Below are 21,753 nucleotides of genomic sequence, written 5' to 3'. Positions count from 1 at the left end.
ACTTGGACAATGTTTGGAAAACTTTTTACCAAATTGATTGGTAGTCGCAACGATCGTTACCTGAAAAAACTTCAGAAGACGGTTGACCAGATCAACAGCATGGAAGGTCAGTTTTCTGCACTGTCCGATGAGCAGTTAAAAGCTAAAACCGCTGAGTTTAAGCAGCGTGTCACCGATGGCGCATCGCTGGATGATTTACTGCCAGAAGCTTTCGCCACGGTACGTGAAGCCAGCAAACGTATTTTTGGTATGCGCCATTTTGACGTGCAGCTGCTGGGCGGTATTGTGCTGCATCAAGGCAAAATCTCTGAAATGCGTACCGGTGAAGGTAAAACCTTAACCGCAACCTTACCGGCGTACCTTAACGCGCTGGGTGGCAGCTCAGTACACGTGATTACCGTGAACGACTATCTGGCGAAACGGGATGCTGCGACCAACGAGCCGCTGTTCAGTTTTTTAGGTCTGACGGTTGGCGTGAACGTGCCTGGCATGCAACATCAGGAAAAACAGCAAGCTTATGCCGCTGATATTACCTACGGTACTAACAATGAATTCGGTTTTGATTATCTGCGTGACAACATGGCGTTCAGCATGGCCGAACGGGTGCAGCGCGATTTAGCTTTTGCCATTATCGATGAAGTAGACTCGATTTTAATCGATGAAGCCCGTACCCCGTTGATTATTTCTGGTCAGGCTGAAGACAGTTCAGAGTTGTATCGCCAGATTAATACGGTGGTGCCGATGCTGGACCGCCAGGAAAAAGAAGACGAAGAAGGGCAGATGGGCGATGGTCACTTCACCATCGACGAAAAAGCCAAACAAATTTACCTGACTGAACTGGGTCAGATCCGGGTGGAAGAAATTCTGCTGGAACGGGGTTTGATGGCTGAGGGCGAGTCGTTATTCTCTGCCAGCAACATCACCTTATTGCACCACACTTATGCCGCTCTGCGTGCGCACAACCTGTTTAAGAAAGATGTTGATTACGTGATCAAAGAAGGTCAGGTTGTTATCGTCGACGAACATACCGGCCGTACCATGGAAGGCCGTCGCTGGTCTGAAGGTCTGCACCAGGCGATCGAAGCCAAAGAAGGTGTGCGCATTCAGAATGAAAACCAGACCCTGGCTTCAATTACTTTCCAGAACTATTTCCGTTTGTATCTGAAACTTTCAGGTATGACCGGTACTGCCGATACTGAAGCATTTGAATTTCAACAAATTTATGGCCTGGAAACCATTGTGGTTCCAACCAATCGGCCGATGGTCCGTAAAGATATGCCAGATTTGGTGTACTTAACGGCGGAAGAGAAATATCAGGCAATCATTAAAGATATCTTAGAGACCCGTGATGCCGCCCGCCCGGTGCTGGTAGGTACAGCTTCCATCGAGAGCTCAGAGTATCTGTCGACTTTGTTGCACAATGCAAAAATTCAGCACCAGGTGCTGAACGCTAAATTCCACGCTAACGAAGCGCAAATCATTGCTGAAGCCGGTCGTCCGGGCGCTGTGACTATCGCCACCAACATGGCCGGTCGTGGTACCGACATTGTGCTGGGCGGTAACTGGCAATCTGAAGTTGCCAAATTAACGGCGCCAACTGACGAGCAAATCAGCGAGATTAAAGCACAGTGGCAGCTACGTCACGATGCGGTAATTGCCTCTGGTGGCTTACATATTATCGGTACTGAACGGCATGAATCACGCCGCATCGACAACCAGTTACGTGGTCGTGCCGGTCGGCAGGGTGATGCTGGTTCCAGCCGTTTTTATCTGGCGCTGGATGATGCATTAATGCGTATTTTCGCCTCAGACCGCATGGCCGGTATGATGCGTAAACTCGGCATGGAAAATGGCGAAGCGATTGAACACCCGTTGGTCAGCCGTGCTATTGAAAACGCCCAGCGTAAAGTGGAAGCGCGTAACTTTGATATCCGTAAACAACTGCTTGAATTTGATGATGTTGCCAATGACCAGCGTAAAGTGGTGTACGAGCAGCGTAATGAATTGTTAGCCACTGACGACATTACCGATACTGTGGCGGCTATCCGTCAGGACGTAGTGCAATCGGTGCTGGATCAATACATTCCACCACAGTCGCTGGACGAAATGTGGGATATCCCGGGCCTGGAAAACCGTTTCCGCTCAGATTTCGCGCTGGATATGCCAATTGCCAAATGGCTGGCTGAGGACAACAAGTTATTTGAAGAAAAATTAAAAGAACGTATTCACGAAGTGGTGGAAAAATCTTACCAGCTCAAAGAAGAGATGGTTGGTGCGCCGGTGCTGCGTCAGTTCGAAAAAGCCGTAATGCTGCAAAGTCTGGACACACACTGGAAAGAGCATTTGGCAGCGATGGACCACCTGCGTCAGGGCATTAACTTACGTGGTTATGCGCAGAAAAACCCGAAACAGGAATACAAGCGCGAAGCCTTTGAGCTGTTTTCAACCATGTTGGATCAGTTAAAACTGGACGTGATCGGTGTATTGAGCCGCGTGCAGATCCGTGCTCCGGAAGACGTTGAAGCGGTGGAAGAGCAACGTCGTAAAGCCGATGCGGTTTCAAAAGAATTCCAGCATGAAGAAGCAGAGCATATCGGCGGCGAAGTACCGGAGACTCCGGCAGGCCCGGTGTTCCGCGAAACCGAAAAAATTGGCCGTAACGACGTATGCCCTTGTGGTTCAGGCAAAAAGTATAAACAGTGTCATGGTAAATTAAGCTAATTATTATTGACGTGACGAAACTGAAGTAACAAAAAAGGCAGAGTTTTCTCTGCCTTTTTCAATTGAAGAACAAAGCTGCCGAGCCTGAAAGCAGAGCAGCGTTGAGTCGCCGGAGCAAGCAATGCAAGCAGCAAAAAAATTAATCCATGTCGCGGTCGGAGTGATCCAGCGCGGCGAGCAGATTTTTATCAGTAAAAGACCTGATCAACTGCATCAGGGCGGTCGTTGGGAATTTCCGGGTGGCAAAGTCGAACAGGGTGAAACGGTGGTGGACGCACTCGGCCGGGAGTTGCTGGAAGAAGTGGGTCTGCAGGTGCTTCAGGCAACGCCGCTGATGCAGCTGGAATACGCATATCCGGAAAAAACCGTGTTACTGGATGTCTGGTTGGTCAGTCAGACAGAAGGCGCTGGAGAGGGCCTGGAGGGCCAGCAAGTGGCATGGGTGCATTACTCAGAACTTAGTCATTATCAATTCCCAGATGCCAATCAGCCGATTCTAGATCAAGTGTTAGCGTTGTATCAGGCTAAGTAGGGCGGACTCAGCGAAGCTAGTCCGCCATTGAGTACCTGAATTTCATTTCGCCATCTGGCGCACTACCGCTAACGCGGTGAGTGACGCCCTACTCAAATATATGAGTTTAGTTAAAAAAGTTGGGCGGACTCAGCGAAGCTAGTTCGCCATTACAACGGACTAATCTTTAAAAAATCCATTCTCTTGTGCCATTAACGCATCATCGAGCGCTAACAAATCAACATCGCCGAGGCCTGCTTCAATCGGGCTGGTATCCGGAATACGGCGGCTGTCGCTGGCCCATTCTCCTAAGTCGATGAGCCGGCAGCGATCGCTGCAAAAAGGCCGGAAGGCTGAATCTGGACCCCAGATCACTGCCGTCTGGCAGGTTGGGCACTTAACGGTGATTTGGCTCATAGCAAATTTCTGACATCAATAAATAAGGCGGCCAGTATACCGCAGTTTGTGCAGGATTTTATGAGGAGATGACCGTGAGGCGCAGCTGTTAACAACAAGCCAATTGGAAATGAATGTTTTTATCGGACGTGGCGCGTCCCTGAGTGTCACACAGTTGCATAAAGCGAATGGCATAGCGGTATTTATTGCCACTGATGGTCGGGTAACAGCCATATTCCAACGGATAATTTAAGCGCAGTAATTCAAACTGTTCGGTGTTGCTTTGGTAATAACCATTGTCGGCCACCACAGGTTGGAACTGGCCACGTTCGCGAATAAAGGTCAGAACAAAACTAATGGCACGTTCAACAAGTTGTAGTTGACCAATCCAGTCTTGTGCCGATTTTTGCCGGGTTTCCAGCGGTTGGGTGTACCAAAAATGCAGTTGTGGTAAATCAAAGTAGCAGGTGCCGCCCGGAATAAAAAATCGCTGTCGCAGTGGCCCTAAAAACTTATCATCTTTTAACACGTTGGCGAATTTTGACCCGCGGATCAATTCACTTTGTAGGCGAACCGCCTGTTGCAGCATCGTTTGCAGACTGTCATCGGAAATTGATGGATGACGGGACCAGCCAACCAATGCACTTTCACAGCGCTCAACGTCTTTGATTAAATCAGGGCGGATATCATTACGGTCTAAAACTTCAATCAGCGCAAATAACGAGGTGAAAAAACCAAGCTGTTGCGATTCATTGCCAAGTGCTAACTGATGGTTGACCTGTGCAAACAAATACTCCACCCGCAAATAGGTTCGGACTTTTTCATTTAGCGGATGTTCGTAGAGCAGTTCAGTCATAGTTGCAGTTCACCAGAATAACGCAACGGGCCGCATTTCGGCCCATCAGTTAACATAACCTTAAGTCAGCGATTTAGCTAGTTTTTCTGCCGCCAATGCCAAATAAACTTGGTGTAGTTGCCGAACTTTTTCTACTAACCCGGCAGGATCCTGATCATTATTAATAATCTGGTCGGCCAGTTGCAATCGCTGCTGACGTTCACATTGAGAGGCCATTATGGCCGCAACTTGTTGCTGGCTGACTTTGTCACGTAAACTTGTGCGCAAAATCTGCGTTTCCGGTTGAATATCCACGACTAACAGCTGATCGACCGCGCTGGTTAAACCGTTTTCAATCAGCAGCGGTGCCACCAGTAAGGCATAAGGCGAGACAGCGATTTGCAACTGCAGCAGCATTTGTTGTCGGATCAGCGGGTGTAGTAGTTGATCAAGCCAGTTTTTAGCAGTGCCATCGCTGAAAATCCGTTCACGCAGTAATGGCCGGTTTAAACTGCCGTTTGCTTGCAACATCTCATGTCCAAAATGTTCTGCAATCGCCGTTAAAGCCGGTTGTCCTGGTTCAACCACTTGCCGGGCAACCACATCGGCATCAACCAGCACTATACCCAAAGCCGCAAACAGATTGGCAACAGTCGTTTTACCACTGCCAATACCACCGGTTAAACCCACAATAAAATTGCACATACGCTACTCATGACCTGCGGTTTACAAGCCAAGCGTTGCAAGGTATGCGGCGGTGATTTGCTCGCCCCATAACATGGCGATAAAGCCTGCCGCAGCAATATAAGGGCCAAATGGAATGGCGTTATTTTTGTCTTTACCTTGCATCGTTAACAGCAGAGTACCAATCACCGCACCCACTAATGACGACAACAAAATAATCAGCGGTAATTGTTGCCAGCCTAACAAAGCACCAAATACTGCCAGTAATTTGAAGTCGCCAAAGCCCATTCCTTCTTTGCCGGTCAGCAATTTAAACAGCCAATACACTGACCATAACGACAGGTAACCAAAAGCAGCGCCGGTAATGGCTGTTGTGGCATCGACGGTGCTAATGCCGGCTGCTGCAGCTACCAACGCCAGCCACAACAACGGTAACGTCAGCTGATCCGGCAGCAGCATCTTATCGATATCAATAAAGATTAAAGCGACTAACAGCCAGGTAACAACGAGGTACAACAAACCAAGACCAGTCGCACCGGTTTGTGCTGCCACAGCCACCGATACCAGGGCGGTGACTAGTTCGACCAAGGGGTAACGTTTAGGAATGGCAGCCTGGCAATACCGGCAACGGCCTTTTAACACCAGCCAGCTTAGTAGCGGAATGTTATCCAGCGCACTCAATTGATGCTGACATTGCGGGCAGCGCGAGCGTGGCACCGCCAGATTAAACGCCGGTTGTTTTAGATGCTCTTTTTCAGGTTCGAAATACTCCTGATACTCTTCCTGCCAGCTTTGCTCCATCATTTTGGGTAAACGGTAGATCACCACATTGAGGAAACTGCCCACGCAGAGGCTGAATATAAACACCAGCACAGCATACCAAAGCGGCGATGTTTGAAAAAACGCCACTATCAATTCGAAACTTTGTCCAAAATCTTGCATCATTTGATAACCGAACCCAGTTGGAAAATTGGCAGGTACATGGCGACAATCAAGCCGCCGATAATTACACCCAATACGGCCATAATCAGCGGTTCTAACAACGCAGTTAAGCCGTCCACTGCATCATCCACTTCCTGCTCATATATATTGGCCACCCGTGCCAGCATGTCGTCTAAAGATCCTGATTCTTCGCCAATCGACACCATTTGGATGACCATTTCCGGAAAGCGGCCAGTCGTTTTCATTGAACTGTACATCTGGCCACCGGCTGAAACATCGGCCCGCACTTCCATAATGGCATTTTTATAAATTTCATTACCGGATGCGCCAGCTGCTGATTCAAGTGCTTCGATCAGCGGCACGCCGGCTGCGAAAGTGGTCGATAAGGTACGGGCATAGCGGGCTACAACGGCTTTGTTAATAATCATCCCCATCACCGGCATTTTTAGCGCCATGGCATCAACAGCAGTTTTGAATTTTAAGCTATTGGCGTAACCTTTTTTAAAGGCAAATACAGCACCCATAATGGCAAACAGCACTACCCACCAATAGACCTGCATCCATTCAGAAATACCTAAAACGAATAATGTAAAAGCGGGTAATTCTGCACCAAAACCAGCAAATACTTCAGCAAAAGAAGGCACCACGAAAATCAGCAAAATCGAAGTCACGAGCATCGCAACTACCATCACTGCAATTGGGTAAAACATCGCTTTTTTGATTTTGGATTTCAGCGCTTCGGCTTTTTCTTTGTAAGTCGCAACCCGGTCAAAAATCCGGTCTAATGCACCTGATTGTTCGCCTGACTTCACCAGGTCACAATACAATTCGTCAAAATACTTAGGGTGTTCCCGCAGCACTTCTGACAATGGAATACCACTTTGCACTTTCAAAGAAACTTTTTGCATTAGGTTTCGAAGTGATTTTTTCTCAGAGCCGGTGCTGATTAAATCAATTGATTGCACCAAAGGTACACCAGCCGCAAGCATGGTGGCGATTTGTCGGGTCAATACCGCCACATCAGCGGCTGTAATAGGCGCATCACCACCAAATAGACTTTTTGCTTTGCGTTTGACCAAGGAAGGGGTAACACCTTGCTGGCGCAACATGGCTTTGGCTTCATTAATCGAATTTGCACGCAGTTCACCATCGGTTTTTTTACCCCGCCGGTTCACGCCTTTCCATTCGTAGGTATCTTGCTCTTTTATTTTTGCTTGTGGAGCCATGACAAAAAATCCTTGAAGCAGTCAGTGGTACTGGCTGCAGTTTAATTAAACGTTGGTCACCCGGTTGATTTCCGCCAGGCTGGTTAAACCGGCGGCGGCTTTTAGTAAACCGGATTGCCGCAAGTTATTCACCCCGTCCAGTTGTGCTTGTTTGGCAATTTCCAGCGAGTTATCACCTTGCATGATTTTCTCAGCAATAATGGCTGAAATGGGCATCACTTCATAAATACCTACCCGGCCTTTGTAACCGCCGGTACAGGAATCACAGCCAACGGGTTTACACAGTTTCATCGTTGGTAACTGAGCCGCGGTAAACCCCTGTTTTAACAGTTCAGCTTCAGGCAAAGATTCGGGTGCTTTACATTTGGAACAAAGCCGCCGCGCCAAACGCTGCGCGATAATTAAAGTGACCGAACTCGCCACGTTATATGCGGGCACCCCCATATTCAGCAAACGGGTTAAGGTTTCCGGCGCAGAGTTGGTGTGCAGCGTACTCATGACCAAGTGGCCAGTCTGCGCTGCTTTAATGGCTATTTCGGCGGTTTCCAGATCGCGGATTTCCCCCACCATGATGACGTCAGGGTCTTGTCGTAAAAATGATTTTAACGCGGCAGGGAAGGTTAAACCGGCTTTTGGATTGACCTGTACCTGATTTATCCCAGGTAAGTTAATTTCTACCGGATCTTCTGCGGTGGAAATATTAGTTTCTTCGGTATTTAAAATATTCAGGCCGGTATACAAGGACACAGTTTTACCGCTACCGGTGGGGCCGGTCACCAGAATCATCCCTTGCGGCTGTTCCAATGCTGCTAGATACAGCTTCTTTTGTTGTTCTTCATAACCAAGAATATCGATGCCTAGCATGGCGCTGTCAGAGTCTAAAATCCGCATCACGATCTTTTCGCCCCACAGCGTGGGTAAGCTGCTGACCCGAAAATCGATCGATTTTTTCTGCGACAATTTTAGTTTAATCCGGCCATCCTGTGGCACCCGTTTTTCGGCGATATCCAGGCGCGACATGACTTTGAGCCGGGCTGACAAGCGGGTCGAAAGCGCCACCGGCGGTGAGGCTACTTCATGCAAAATACCGTCGATGCGAAAGCGAATGCGGTAGCTTTTTTCATAAGGTTCAAAGTGTAAATCGGATGCACCTTTCCGAATAGCGTCATGCAGCATTTTATTGATAAAGGTAATAATCGGGCCATCTTCAGCTTCATTGCTGTCGTCGTCATCACCGGAATCTGACAACCCCATGGAACCTAAGTCCCAATCGGTATTAGAAAAGCTGTCACTGGATTTTTGGTCAAACACCCGGTCAATCAGTTTATGCAGCTTGTCGTATTCAACCACTACCAGTTCGGCATGGAGGCCGGTACTAAATTCAAAATCCTCGACCGGTTGCATATCAGTCGGGTCAACCACCGCCAGAAATAGCGTGCGATTGCGTTTAAATACTGGCAAAACCTGATGTTTGCGGATCAGTTTTTCATTACGTTCTTGCTCTGGCACATAATCCAGATCGTAATAATCTAAATCCAGCAGGCTATGCATAGTAAAACCAGCCGCTGCAGTGGCGAGCGCTTGTGGTGTCAGGAGTTTTTCGGTAATCAGAAAGTCGGCGACGGTAGGATATTGATGGTTTTTTTCCGCTGCCAGTTTAGTGCAATGCCCGGCATCAATCAGGCCAGCCTGACCTAAACGGCGAAGAAGAATTGATTGCAGGTTAAAAGCCATAACGACAACACATCCATCATTCAGATATCAATAAGAAAATCAACATTTTTGATTATGACAGTGAGAAACAGGAATTCAACTGTTAAGTGATAACGGGTAATAAATGTCACGTCCTGCAAACAAAAAAGCTCTCCATTTAGGAGAGCTTTTTAAGCGATTAACTTATTACAGTGGACAAGAAGCTGGAACGAATTCAGCCGTGGTACCTGCCGATTGGCAAGACCATACACCAGTTGTACCATCGCGAGTCCAAGTCAGAGTTGCAGTTGCAATCTGGCTAGGTGCGTTTTGGATGGCGCATTCAATGCTCGTACCATCAACAGTGATAAGACAGTTTTGTGTTGCAGCAACAGACAACCCAATGTCATCAGCCGCAGCTGGGGTTTCGCCGCGATTCACAAGTTCTTCAAACAATGTCTTACCAGCAGAAATTTCCTGCAGGCCGGCAGTCATTTTAGAGCGTGCCTGGTAGCTAGAATAAGCTGGCAGTGCTACAGCGGCCAGGATACCGATGATCGCAACAACGATCATTAATTCAATTAAGGTAAAGCCTTGATTACGTTTCATAGTACTTCTCCAATTTCCAATTTGAGTGTGTAGAACCCGGGGGGCTGTTTTCTATTCTGGCCATTTTTGAGCGTTACGCAAGAAAAAAATGCACATTTGTAAATATTTATTTTTTCATATCGCAACATTATGAAATCAAACATAATTTTTGTTTATTTTGGGGCGTTAAATGGGGTGAAACTGCAAACTGGTTTGAACTTTGTATATATAGCAATTATCTTGCCATGGCAATTTAAGTTGTTGAATAATATATATTATTAAATTTACCTAGAATAGGTGCGTTTTTTTTGCAAAAAAGCCATAAAACTTATTTTTAACAAGGTTGGCATTAAATTTGATATTTGATTGATTTGTACGTTGTAGCACCATGCTGATCTTTTATAAAGATAGCCGTCTGGAAGGTTTGAATTGCAGACTTTGAGCAGAGGAATAAATTCAGGTTGGTGGTCAACAGTAGGGCGCGACTCGCCGCAGGCAGTCCGCCATTCACAACCAACGGGTAAGCTTATAGTGTGGATATGGCGAACCTGACGCGGTGAGTGTCGCCCTACGACGGAATTGGTTTACAGCAAGCAAAAAAGACCGGTTATAAGCTACGTAACCGCATCGAAAGGTCGATGGCTCTGATGTTTTTGGTTAAAGCGCCACTGGAAATATAATCCACCCCGGTGCTGCTTAACGCTTTTAATGCTTCGATGGTGATATTGCCTGACACTTCCAGTTTCGCCTGACCCTTGTTCATGGTCACAGCTTGCTGGATATCTGCGATATAAAAGTTATCCAGCATAATAATGTCGGCACCGGCCTGCAACGCCTGTTGCAGCTCAGTCAGATCTTCTACTTCTACCTCGACCGGTTTGCCGGGAAAATTTTGCCGGGCCGTGGTGACCGCAGCTTTTATTGAGCCAGCGGCGGCGATGTGGTTCTCTTTAATTAAAAACGCATCATACAATCCAATCCGATGGTTTTTACCGCCACCACAACTTACTGCATATTTTTGCGCCAATCTAAGGCCTGGCAAAGTTTTGCGGGTATCCAGCAGTTTGGTTTTGCTGTCACCGAGCAGCGCCACATATTGCGCAGTGGTCGTTGCGGTACCACTTAAGGTTTGCAGGAAATTCAGTGCCGTACGTTCACCGGTTAACAACATCCGCGCCGGGCCGCTGATTTCACACAATAGGGTGTTGCTGCTGACGGCATCACCGTCTTTGACATGCCATTGAATGACCACCTGATCTGACAATTGCTGAAATACTTCATCCACCCAGGCTACACCACAAACCACACAATCTTCGCGGGTAATAATGGTCGCAGTGGCTTGTTGCTCGCCGGGGATCAAGGACGCGGTGATATCCCCTTGCTGCAATGGCAAATAACCTAAATCTTCGGCTAACGCATGACTGACGCCACGGCGAATTTCCTGCGCCAGACGTTCGTTGTGACTTAAGTCGGGGTTATTTTTCTGAGTATATTGGTCAGTCATCATAAGTTTCTTTGAATAAGTTGCAATTGATTTGCTTGTTGCGCGAATTCTAAATGCTTTAACGCGCTCATTCCTAGCAAAATCTCTGATCCGGTTAAATTCGGCACTATGCTGGCGCTGAGGTTTGTTAGCACAATATCCCCCAACTGTAGTTGATCAATCTGGCTTTGATAGACCGTTGTTATCCCATTAGCGGTAGCTGTCTGATAAGCACGGCCTTGTATCATACCGGTTCGGCTTGCCACTTCGCTGGAAACCGCCACCATGGTCGCGCCGGTATCAAGCAGAAAATCGACATCCTGACCATTCAGTTTTAAGGTGCCGACATAGTGCCCCTGACGGTTAGCTGTCAGCACCACAGTACGTTCACCGCCTGCGCCAACGGCAGACCGTAACTGTTGATTTGGGTTCAGTTGCTCAGCCAGATAATCGTCAAAAAACAAATAAATAACACCCAACAGCATCAGCCAGGCGATTACGGCAAACCCTTTACCGAGTTTAGTTGTAGGATCAGGCGCTTGCATTCACTTCACTCTGCACTGACAATAGAGGCACAGCATAAACAGCGTGACGCACAATTGCAAAAGCTACCCACCATCACCATGCGGCCCTGTACCCATTGGGACGAGCGACCAGACGGCACTGAAATCAGCTTGCTGGTCATTCACAACATCAGCCTGCCACCGGGCCTATATGCTGCGCCGCATCCGGATACACCTTATATAGATGATTTTTTTGGCGGGCGGCTCGACTGCAGCGCACACCCATATTTTGCCCAATTACAAGGGGTGAGGGTGTCAGCGCATTGCGTGATCTACCGTGATGGCCGGGTGTGGCAATATGTGCCTTTCGCAAAACGCGCCTGGCATGCGGGGGTCAGTCAGTTTCAGGGACGCGATAAATGTAATGATTTTTCGATTGGTATTGAACTGGAAGGCTCCGATGACGAGCCTTTCACGCCGTTACAATATCAAGCCTTAATAAAGCTGTGTGATGCTTTAATTCAACAATATCCGTTATTGTCAGTGCAGACGATAGTGGGGCATAGTGACATCGCGCCGGGACGTAAGACGGATCCGGGTCCGGCATTTAACTGGTCAGACTTTCTGGCTGAATTAACGGCTTTGCAGCATGCTTGCCGCACTCAACTGGAATAGGGAGCAAAAATTATGACCTTAATCAGCATGTTAATCGCACTTATTATTGAAAGGCTAGCCGTTCGTACCAAAGCCTGGCAGTGGGTCAGTTATGTGCAGCCCTATTTACAAGTGTCGCGGCAAGGACCGCTGGCTGGTTTGATCAATAGCCAGTTTGGCATCGTGTTGTGGTGGTTGTTACCCGCCATCGCCGTGGCGGTGGTGTTGTTTGTGGTCGATTTCTGGTTACTGAATTTGCTAGTGAATACGGTGGTGTTGTTGCTGTGTATTGGCTGTTGGCATTATCGGCAACTGTATAAACAATATCTGAATGCGGCCGAGCGCCAGGATCAGGAAGCGGCGTATCTGGTGATGCTGCAAATTAATAACCACGCCGGCATTGTTTCGGACGAGCTGAGCCACGGTCAACGGCTAATCTGGTTGAATTTTAAATATTATGCGGCGGTATTGTTCTGGTTTGCTTTGCTCGGTGCTTTTGGTGCCATTGCCTATGCTATGTTGCGCCAACTGGCTGAGCCTGTGACTTATCTTGATCTGGCCGATGTGAAAACTTCGACTGAAACCGTTGATGCGACAAATAATGAAGTCGTTGCTGACGCTGCTGTTGAAACCGCTGCCGATTTAGATGGTGGCGATGCAACTTTTGCTCAGTCTGGTGCTGAGCAAACGACTTCGACAGGAACTGCTTTTGAACAATCAACAGCCCAGTCTGCTTTCACCACAAGTAACGCCAGCAACCTGGAGCAACAACAGCGAGTGCAAGGTTTTGCCTCAGACCTTAGCCATTGGGCGGATTGGCTGCCGGTGCGGTTATTCGGTTTAGGTTTTGCGCTGGTCGGGCATTTCTCCAAAGCTTCAGCAGCGCTGATTGCTTATCTGGTCGATAGCAGCACCCCGGCGGAAATTGTGTTGTCAGATATTGCTAAAGCCGCCGAGCCGTTGCCAGACGAACTGCGCAATTGCAGCAGCGAAGTATGCTCTTTAGTGCAGCTGTCAAAACGCAATATTCTGTTTTTCCTGGCTTTAGTTGCGGTATTAACCTTAAGTGGGTTGTTGTCTTAGTTTAATTTGGACCAAGGCGTACTGCCGCTAACACGGTGAGCACGCCCTACTTTTTTTGTTTTAAAATAACATGTTAAAAGCCGCTCAGTAGGGCGTACTCGCCGAAGGCAGTACGCCGGCATCCAGTAAATGCCCACCGACATATAATTCACATTTAATTATTTCTACGCACTGGCGGATCAGCGCAAGCACTTCATACTTGTTGCTTCGAACCTGAACTCATGGATGAATTCAAATGGACTATCGCAGGCAATGGCGATCCGGTGGTTGTTATTTTTTTACTCATACCTTATTAGATCGCACTCAAACTTTACTCACCGATCAAATTGAAATTTTACGCACGGCTTTTCGGCTGGTAAAAAAACGTTATCCATTTTTTATTCATGCCATGGTGGTATTGCCAGATCATTTCCATTGTTTACTCGAGTTACCGGAAGGGGATCATGACTTTTCTATCCGCTTTCGATTGATAAAAATGTATTTTTCCCGAGCATTGGCTATTCAAGAACCCCGTAGTGCATGCCGCATACGGCGACGTGAACGTGGTATTTGGCAGCGCCGGTATTGGGAGCATCTGATCCGCGACCAACAGGATTTTCTTAATCACATCAATTACATTCATTGGAATCCTGTGAAGCATCAACTGGTGAATCTGATCTTAGAATGGCCTTATTCCAGTTTCCATCGTTATGTGGCATTAGGCTGGTATTCGTTAAATTGGTGCGGTGACGATCAAAACAGCGGTTTTATAAAAATTGGCGGCGATGATGGCTAGAATGTTGGAGTTGTTGTGAGATTGCATTTAGTAATGGCCTACTACCGCTGACGCGGCGAGTAGCGCACTACGGTAAATATTTGAATTTAAATTAAAAAGTAGGGCGGATTCACCGAAGGTAGTACGCCATCGAAGTTCGCTGAGAATCTCTAATCCGGCGTACTGCCGCTGACGCGGCGAGTAGCGCCCTACGGTAAGCTTATGAAATTAAATACAAAAAGTAGGGCGGATTCACCGAAGGTAGTACGCCATCGAAGTTCGCTGAGAATCTCTAATCCGGCGTACTGCCGCTGACGCGGCGAGTAGCGCCCTACGGTAAGCTTATGAAATTAAATACAAAAAGTAGGGCGGATTCACCGAAGGTAGTACGCCATCGAAGTTCGCTGAGAATCTCTAATCCGGCGTACTGCCGCTGACGCGGCGAGTAGCGCCCTACGGTAAGCTTATGAATTTAAATACAAAAAGTAGGGCGGATTCACCGAAGGTAGTACGCCATCGAAGTTCGCTGAGAATCTCTAATCCGGCGTACTGCCGCTGACGCGGCGAGTAGCGCCCTACGGTAAGCTTATGAATTTAAATACAAAAAGTAGGGCGTACTCGCCGAAGGCAGTACGCCATCGAATTCAGTCTGCATCCTTTATTGGTCTGACCAATTCTGCATCCTTCGAAAATTAAGTTGTTTTTAGAGCTTATACTCTAGCTATTTCACGCTAAACCACCCCCGGACTGTCAGGTCGAATTTACATCAACTACGCTTTCTGTTACCTTATGGCTCGTTGATGTAAATTGGTCTTACCAATTTACAAGAAAAATAAAAATACCAAAAGCAAACATAATAAAACACCCCGGACTGTCACATGCTCTCAAGCTTGTAGCAACCGGTGGGGACCAGGATGAATACGCTGAAAATAAAACCTGCCAAATTATCAGACCGTATCGTCGAGCAGCTGGAACATATGCTGCTGGAAGGCACTTTTGCGCCCGGGCAGAAATTGCCGACCGAACGCGAATTGGCCGAACAATTTGATGTGTCCAGGCCCAGTCTGCGTGAAGCGCTGCAGAAAATGGAAGCCAAAGGCTTGGTCAGTCGTAAACAGGGCGGTGGCACTTATGTCTGTGACAATTTGGTCGGCGGTCTCACTGATCCGCTGTTTGAACTGATTGGCCGCCATCCTGAATCCCAATTTGATTTACTGGAATTTCGCCATGCCTTAGAAGGCATTTGCGCTTATTACGCTGCGCTGCGGGGTACCAGTACCGATTTCGCTGAAATTAAACAACGTTACGATGAAATTTGTAGCGCGCAACAACAACAGGATTTGCCAGCGGAAGCCAAAGCAGTTGGCCAACTTTATTTAGCGGTGGCAGCCGCATCACACAATGTGGTGTTGCTCCATCTGGTACGCGGTTTAACGCCGCTGGTAGAGCAGAATATTCAGCTGAACCTGGAAATTCTGCGGCAAAAAGACGGGATAGTGAGCCAGCTGAATGCACATCGGCAGCGTCTCATGGAAGCAGTGATCAACGGTGAGCCGGAGCAAGCCCGGCAAGCCAGCAATAGCCATCTGGCCTTTATTGAAGAGGCTTTGCTGGAAGCTGATCGGGAACGCTCACGCCTTGCACGCTCGCTGCGTCGGTCACAAACTACCTGACCAGCGTACTTACTTTTAATGAAACAGACCCTGCTGCTGGCAGGCTCGGAATATAGGAAACTTTGATATGTCTGAAGTCAGTCAAATTGACATCGACGCGCTCGAAACCAAAGAATGGTTAGAAGCCCTTGAATCTGTAGTGCGCACCGAAGGTGTGGAACGCGCGCAGTTTCTGTTAGAGCAGGTACTGGAGCAAGCACGCCTTGAAGGTGTGGCCATGCCAACCGGGATCACCACCAACTATATCAATACTATTCCGCCACAGCAGGAACCGGCTTATCCGGGTGATGTGAATCTGGAAAAACGCATCCGTTCGATCATTCGCTGGAACGCCATTATGATCGTGCTGCGCGCTTCGAAAAAAGAACTGGATTTGGGCGGCCATATGGCGTCTTACCAGTCTTCAGCCGCATTTTATGAAACCTGTTTTAACCACTTCTTCCGCGCACCAAACGAAAAAGACGGCGGCGATTTAGTCTATTATCAAGGCCATATTTCTCCGGGTATTTACGCCCGTGCTTTTGTGGAAGGCCGTTTAACAGCTGATCAGCTCGACAACTTCCGTCAGGAAGTCGGTGGCGAAGGTTTATCCTCTTATCCGCATCCAAAACTGATGCCGGAATTCTGGCAATTCCCAACTGTTTCTATGGGCTTAGGTCCAATCACTTCTATCTATCAGGCGCGTTTCCTGAAGTATTTAGATGGCCGTGGCATGAAAGATACCAGCCAACAGCGTGTTTACGCTTTCTTAGGTGATGGTGAGATGGACGAGCCGGAAAGCCGTGGTTCGTTATCTTTTGCTGCCCGCGAAAAGCTGGATAACCTGTGTTTCCTGGTCAACTGCAACCTGCAGCGCCTGGACGGCCCGGTGATGGGCAACGGCAAAATCATCCAGGAACTGGAAGGTTTATTCCGTGGCGCTGGCTGGAACGTGATTAAAGTGGTGTGGGGCAGTGGCTGGGATAAGCTGCTGGCCAAAGACACCACCGGCAAACTGTTAGAGCTGATGAACGAAACCGTTGACGGTGATTATCAGACTTACAAAGCTAAAGATGGCGCTTATGTGCGTCAGCATTTCTTCGGACGTTACCCGGAAACGGCAGCCTTGGTTGCTGATATGACCGACGAAGAGATTTTTGCGTTAAAACGTGGTGGTCACGAGCCTTCAAAACTATACGCAGCCTTTAAAGCGGCGCAGGAAACCAAAGGTCGTCCGACTGTTATTCTGGCCAAAACCATCAAAGGTTATGGCATGGGCGAAGCCGCTGAAGGCAAAAACATCGCTCACCAGGTGAAGAAAATGGATATGACGCACGTGCTGCAAATTCGCAAGCGTCTGAACCTGGAAGATTATTTAAGCGAAGAAGATGTACAGTCGTTGCCTTACCTGACGCTGCCGGAAGGCTCGCCAGAGCACAAATATCTGCATGACCGTCGTGCTGCGTTAAGCGGTTACACGCCGGTGCGTTTGCCAAACTTTACCAAGCCGCTGACGCTGCCAGAACTGCCGGCTTTTGAAGGGTTACTGGAAGAGCAAAAACGCGAAATTTCGACCACCATGGCCTTTGTCCGTGGCCTGAATATCCTGCTGAAAGATGAAAATATCGGTAAGCAAATTGTGCCGATTATTGCCGACGAAGCCCGTACCTTTGGTATGGAAGGTTTGTTCCGGCAAATTGGTATTTATAACCCACGTGGCCAGACCTACACCCCGGAAGACCGCGCCATTGTTTCTTATTACAAAGAAGAAACTTCAGGCCAGGTCTTGCAGGAAGGCATTAACGAACTGGGCGCAATGGCATCCTGGGTGGCGGCGGCAACGTCTTACAGCACCAACGATCTGCCGATGATCCCGTTCTACATTTACTACTCGATGTTCGGCTTCCAACGTGTGGGCGATATGGCATGGCTGGCTGGCGATCAACAAGCCCGCGGTTTCCTGCTTGGCGCAACGGCTGGCCGCACCACGTTAAACGGCGAAGGTTTACAGCACGAAGATGGTCACAGCCATATTCTGGCCGGCACAGTGCCGAACTGTATTTCTTACGATCCGACCTATGCCTATGAACTGGCAGTGATTATTCAGGACGGTATTCGCCGGATGTACGGTACTACCCAGGAAAACGTGTACTACTACATCACTGTGATGAACGAAAACTATCATCACCCAGCCATGCCAGTGGGTGCTGAAGAAGGCATTCGCCGTGGTATTTACAAGCTGGAAACCTTGTCTGGCAATAAAGCTAAAGTGCAGCTGTTAGGCTCTGGCACCATTCTGAACGAAGTTCGCCGCGCGGCGGAAATCCTCAGTGAAGAATATGGTGTGGCGTCCGATGTGTTCTCGGTGACGTCTTTCAACGAGCTGGCACGCGATGGTCAGGATTGTGAACGTCACAATATGCTGCACCCGAACGATGCGGAAAAAGTACCGTATATCGCGACCGTGCTGGGTAAAGCGCCGGTTATTGCCGCAACAGACTACATCAAAAACTACGCCGATCAGGTGCGGGCTTTTGTGCCGTCAGTTTCTTACAAAGTATTGGGTACCGATGGTTTTGGCCGTTCTGACAGCCGTGAAAACCTGCGTCGTCACTTCGAAGTGAACGCTGGTTATATCGTGCTGGCATCCTTACGTGAACTGGCCAAACAAGGTGAAATCGACAAACAGCTGGTTAGCGACGCCATCGTGCGTTTTGGCATTGATACCAACAAGCTGAACCCGCTGTTCGCCTAAGAGGATTTGCAATGAGCATTGAAATTTTTGTACCAGATATTGGTGCCGATGAAGTCGAAGTGACCGAAGTGCTGGTGAAAGCCGGTGATACGGTCACGGTTGACCAGTCATTATTAAGCGTCGAAGGCGATAAAGCTGCGATGGAAGTGCCAGCGCCGCAAGCCGGTGTGGTGAAAGAAGTGCGCGTCAAAGCCGGTGATAAAGTAAAAACCGGCTCGCTGATTATGGTGTTTGAAGGTGCAGCGGCTGTTGCTGCAGCGCCAGCACCTGTTGCAGCCCCGGTTGCTGCGGCTGCGGCGCCAGTCGCCGTTGCTGCTCCGGCAGCTGCAGTCTCTGCTGTGGCCACGCTGCAAGACGTGAAAGTGCCGGATATCGGCGGTGACGCGGTTGAAGTCACGGAAATTATGGTGAAAGTGGGGGATGTGGTGAAAGCCGATCAATCGCTGCTGAACGTCGAAGGCGATAAAGCCGCGATGGAAGTGCCAGCTCCTTTTGCCGGTACCGTTGCCGAAATTAAAGTCAAAGTTGGCGATAAAGTGTCGACTGGCTCGTTAGTGTTTGTGTTCTCTACGGGCGCTGCTGCGCCGGTAACAGCCGCACCAGCACCAGCTCAAGCAGCTCCAGTTGCCGCCGCTGCGCCTGCAGCGCCGTCAGTTTCGGCAGCGCCGGCTCCGGTCGCAGCAGCCCCAGCAGCCAGCAGCGGTTTTGTTGAAAACCAAGCTTATGCCCATGCCTCGCCAGTGGTTCGCCGCTTAGCCCGTGAGTTTGGTGTTGATTTATCCAAAGTGACCGGCTCTGCCCGCAAAGGCCGGGTGCAGCGTGAAGACGTGCAAAATTATGTGAAAAGCATTATTGCGCAAGTGGCGTCAGGCAAAGGCAATGTCACTTCCAGCGGCAACAGTGTTGGTTTTGATTTGATCCCATGGCCAAAAGTTGATTTCAGCAAATTTGGCGCGGTGGAAGAAAAAGCGCTGTCCCGTATTCAGAAGCTGTCAGGCAACAACCTGCATCGCAACTGGGTCCGTATTCCACATGTCACCCAATTTGATGAAGCCGATATCACCGGTTTAGAAGATTTCCGCAAAGAGCAAAACACTCTGGCAGAGAAGAAAAAACTGGGCGTCAAATACACCCCGCTGGTCTTCATTATGAAAGCCGTGGCTAAGGCGCTGGAAGAATTTCCAACCTTTAACAGCTCGCTGTCAGAAGATGGCGCTAGCCTCATCCTGAAGAAATACGTGCACTTAGGCATTGCGGTGGATACACCGAATGGCCTGGTGGTGCCGGTGGTGCGTGATGTCAATAAAAAGGGCATCATCGAATTGTCGCGCGAATTGCAGGATATTTCAGTGAAAGCCCGCGAAGGCAAACTGACGGCTGCTGATATGCAAGGCGGTTGTTTCACCATTTCCAGTCTAGGCGGTATTGGCGGCACGGCGTTTACGCCAATCGTCAATGCGCCGGAAGTGGCGATTTTGGGTGTGTCTAAATCTGACATCAAGCCAAAATGGAACGGTAAAGAGTTTGAACCACGGTTGATGGTGCCGTTGTCGGTGTCGTACGATCACCGCGTGATCGATGGCGCTTTGGCGGCGCGCTTTACCGCGACGCTGGCTTCATATTTAGCGGATATTCGCCAAATCATTATGTGATTTGACGTCGTTTTATCGCCCTTGGCCTGAACTGATGTTGTGGATACTGAAAAGTTACGCGACTTCTTTCAGGCAGGGTGATAAAATTCCGCCACTTTATTTCCAGGCCGCCTGCGCAAACAAGCGGTTATCTCTGAAAAGATAAAAAGGTAAAACGATGAGCAACGAAATCAAAACTCAAGTTGTGGTCCTGGGCGCAGGCCCTGGTGGTTATTCTGCAGCCTTCCGCGCCGCTGACTTAGGTCTGGAAGTGACTTTAGTTGAAGCACGCAGCACACTTGGTGGTGTTTGTTTAAACGTCGGTTGTATCCCTTCCAAAGCTTTACTCCATGTTGCCAAAGTGATTGATGATGCCCGCGACATGGCTTCTCACGGTGTGACCTTCGGTGCACCACAAATTGATTTAGATAAAATCCGTGCCTGGAAAGACAAAGTGGTTGGTCAGCTGACCAACGGCTTAGCTGGCATGTCAAAAATGCGCAAAGTGAAAGTTGTGACTGGCTACGGCAAGTTCACTGGCCCAAATACTTTGGTTGTCGGTGACACCACCATCACTTTTGAACACGCCATTATCGCTGCCGGCTCTGAGCCAGTGGCACTGCCATTTATTCCAAAAGATGACCCACGCGTTATCGATTCAACCGGCGCACTGGAACTCAAAGATATTCCAGGCGAAATGCTGGTGTTAGGTGGCGGTATTATCGGTCTGGAAATGGGCACTGTGTACCGTGCGCTGGGCTCAAAAGTTTCTGTGGTTGAATTCGCTGATCAACTGGTTCCTGCTGCTGATGCTGATTTGGTGAAGGTTTACACCAAATACAACAAAGACAACTTCAACATCATGTTATCTACCAAAGTGACGGCCGTTGAAGCCAAAGCTGATGGTCTGTATGTGACGTTTGAAGGTAAAAATGCTCCGGCCGCGCCAGTGCGTTTTGACAAAATTCTGGTTGCTGTTGGTCGTCGTCCAAACGGCGCACTGCTTGATGCAGTGAAAGCGGGCGTGAACGTGGATGAACGTGGTTTTATCAACGTTGATAAACAACTGCGCACCAACGTTGGCCATATTTACGCCATCGGTGACGTGATTGGTCAACCAATGCTGGCGCACAAAGCGGTGCACGAAGGCCATGTGGCGGCTGAAGTCATTTCTGGCATGAAACACTTCTTCGACCCACGTTGCATTCCGTCAGTGGCTTACACCGATCCAGAAATGGCTTGGGTAGGTATCACTGAAAAAGAAGCCAAAGAAAAAGGCGTTGCAGTTGAAACTGCCACTTTCCCATGGGCAGCTTCAGGTCGTGCTATCGCTTCAGCCCGCACTGAAGGTTTCACTAAGCTGATTTTCGACAAAGAAACCCACCGCATTCTGGGTGGCGCTATTGTTGGTATCAACGCCGGTGAAATGCTGGGCGAAATCTGCTTAGCAGTTGAAATGGGTGCTGATGCAGAAGATATCGCGCTGACCATTCATGCTCACCCAACGCTGAATGAATCAATTGGTTTAGCCGCAGAAATGTACGAAGGTTCAATTACTGACCTGCCAAATCCAAAAGCGAAAAAGAAATAAGTTTTTGAATTAGCTTATTTTTAATGATAGATAAAGGCCGCTCTGCGGCCTT

General features: G+C 48.6%; 18 protein-coding genes. 9 read left to right on the top strand and 9 right to left on the bottom strand.

Annotated elements, in window-relative coordinates; all coding sequences use genetic code 11:
* The first annotated feature begins 9 nt into the window (after window positions 1–9).
* Together secA and mutT are read left to right on the top strand one after the other, a co-directional pair.
* The gene (gene secA, locus A5320_RS05695) at window positions 10–2,721 is read left to right on the top strand and encodes a preprotein translocase subunit SecA (protein WP_068062096.1); all 2,712 of its coding nucleotides are present in this window, start codon (window positions 10–12) and stop codon (window positions 2,719–2,721) included.
* Between the two features lie 121 nt (window positions 2,722–2,842).
* Window positions 2,843–3,253 carry an 8-oxo-dGTP diphosphatase MutT gene (mutT, locus tag A5320_RS05690; RefSeq protein ID WP_068062093.1) on the top strand — a complete coding sequence of 137 codons (411 nt, stop codon included), beginning with the start codon at window positions 2,843–2,845 and terminating at the stop codon, window positions 3,251–3,253.
* A gap of 159 nt (window positions 3,254–3,412) precedes the next feature.
* Here the strand turns inward: mutT and yacG are convergent, their stop codons facing one another.
* From yacG to A5320_RS05645, 9 genes are all read right to left on the bottom strand, one after another.
* On the bottom strand, window positions 3,413–3,649 hold the full coding sequence (yacG, locus tag A5320_RS05685) for a DNA gyrase inhibitor YacG (RefSeq protein ID WP_068062090.1): 237 nt from the start codon (window positions 3,647–3,649) through the stop codon (window positions 3,413–3,415).
* A gap of 88 nt (window positions 3,650–3,737) precedes the next feature.
* On the bottom strand, window positions 3,738–4,484 hold the full coding sequence (gene zapD, locus A5320_RS05680) for a cell division protein ZapD (RefSeq protein ID WP_068062087.1): 747 nt from the start codon (window positions 4,482–4,484) through the stop codon (window positions 3,738–3,740).
* A 60-nt stretch (window positions 4,485–4,544) separates the two neighbouring features.
* Entirely contained in the window at window positions 4,545–5,168 is a 624-nt protein-coding gene (gene coaE, locus A5320_RS05675; RefSeq protein WP_068062082.1) for a dephospho-CoA kinase, read from the bottom strand.
* A 21-nt stretch (window positions 5,169–5,189) separates the two neighbouring features.
* Entirely contained in the window at window positions 5,190–6,092 is a 903-nt protein-coding gene (locus tag A5320_RS05670; protein WP_231916656.1) for a prepilin peptidase, read from the bottom strand.
* Window positions 6,089–7,315 (bottom strand): type II secretion system F family protein, encoded by a 1,227-nt coding sequence (locus A5320_RS05665; protein WP_068062076.1) that lies wholly within the window; start codon window positions 7,313–7,315, stop codon window positions 6,089–6,091. Before A5320_RS05665 ends, A5320_RS05670 begins: the two co-directional genes overlap by 4 nt.
* A gap of 45 nt (window positions 7,316–7,360) precedes the next feature.
* Window positions 7,361–9,049 carry a type IV-A pilus assembly ATPase PilB gene (gene pilB / locus A5320_RS05660; RefSeq protein WP_068062073.1) on the bottom strand — a complete coding sequence of 563 codons (1,689 nt, stop codon included), beginning with the start codon at window positions 9,047–9,049 and terminating at the stop codon, window positions 7,361–7,363.
* 165 nt (window positions 9,050–9,214) lie between these two features.
* The gene (locus A5320_RS05655) at window positions 9,215–9,616 is read right to left on the bottom strand and encodes a pilin (RefSeq protein ID WP_068062070.1); all 402 of its coding nucleotides are present in this window, start codon (window positions 9,614–9,616) and stop codon (window positions 9,215–9,217) included.
* A gap of 586 nt (window positions 9,617–10,202) precedes the next feature.
* Window positions 10,203–11,099 (bottom strand): carboxylating nicotinate-nucleotide diphosphorylase, encoded by an 897-nt coding sequence (nadC, locus tag A5320_RS05650; protein WP_068063023.1) that lies wholly within the window; start codon window positions 11,097–11,099, stop codon window positions 10,203–10,205.
* Complete coding sequence (locus tag A5320_RS05645; protein ID WP_068062067.1) at window positions 11,099–11,623, bottom strand: retropepsin-like aspartic protease family protein; 525 nt, start codon at window positions 11,621–11,623, stop codon at window positions 11,099–11,101. The genes nadC and A5320_RS05645 overlap by 1 nt, the downstream gene beginning before the upstream one ends.
* On the opposite strand from A5320_RS05645, the gene ampD reads away from it, so the two are divergent.
* The 7 genes from ampD to lpdA all read left to right on the top strand — a co-directional run bounded on the left by ampD (window position 11,618) and on the right by lpdA (window position 21,701).
* On the top strand, window positions 11,618–12,256 hold the full coding sequence (gene ampD, locus A5320_RS05640; protein ID WP_442966049.1) for a 1,6-anhydro-N-acetylmuramyl-L-alanine amidase AmpD: 639 nt from the start codon (window positions 11,618–11,620) through the stop codon (window positions 12,254–12,256). The genes A5320_RS05645 and ampD overlap by 6 nt on opposite strands.
* Before the next feature lie 12 nt (window positions 12,257–12,268).
* Complete coding sequence (ampE, locus tag A5320_RS22245; protein WP_068062064.1) at window positions 12,269–13,318, top strand: regulatory signaling modulator protein AmpE; 1,050 nt, start codon at window positions 12,269–12,271, stop codon at window positions 13,316–13,318.
* A 235-nt stretch (window positions 13,319–13,553) separates the two neighbouring features.
* Window positions 13,554–14,093 carry an REP-associated tyrosine transposase gene (locus tag A5320_RS05630; protein ID WP_068062062.1) on the top strand — a complete coding sequence of 180 codons (540 nt, stop codon included), beginning with the start codon at window positions 13,554–13,556 and terminating at the stop codon, window positions 14,091–14,093.
* 893 nt (window positions 14,094–14,986) lie between these two features.
* Complete coding sequence (pdhR, locus tag A5320_RS05625; protein WP_068062059.1) at window positions 14,987–15,745, top strand: pyruvate dehydrogenase complex transcriptional repressor PdhR; 759 nt, start codon at window positions 14,987–14,989, stop codon at window positions 15,743–15,745.
* Between the two features lie 67 nt (window positions 15,746–15,812).
* A complete protein-coding gene (gene aceE, locus A5320_RS05620) occupies window positions 15,813–18,479 on the top strand; it encodes a pyruvate dehydrogenase (acetyl-transferring), homodimeric type (protein ID WP_068062054.1) in 2,667 nt (888 codons plus the stop codon).
* A gap of 11 nt (window positions 18,480–18,490) precedes the next feature.
* Complete coding sequence (aceF, locus tag A5320_RS05615) at window positions 18,491–20,131, top strand: pyruvate dehydrogenase complex dihydrolipoyllysine-residue acetyltransferase (RefSeq protein ID WP_068062050.1); 1,641 nt, start codon at window positions 18,491–18,493, stop codon at window positions 20,129–20,131.
* A 157-nt stretch (window positions 20,132–20,288) separates the two neighbouring features.
* The gene (gene lpdA / locus A5320_RS05610; protein WP_068062047.1) at window positions 20,289–21,701 is read left to right on the top strand and encodes a dihydrolipoyl dehydrogenase; all 1,413 of its coding nucleotides are present in this window, start codon (window positions 20,289–20,291) and stop codon (window positions 21,699–21,701) included.
* The last annotated feature ends 52 nt before the right edge of the window (window positions 21,702–21,753 follow it).

This window comes from Rheinheimera sp. SA_1 (genome assembly GCF_001669775.1).
Lineage (GTDB): Bacteria > Pseudomonadota > Gammaproteobacteria > Enterobacterales > Alteromonadaceae > Pararheinheimera.
This window is presented reverse-complemented; position numbering and strand designations above follow the sequence as displayed.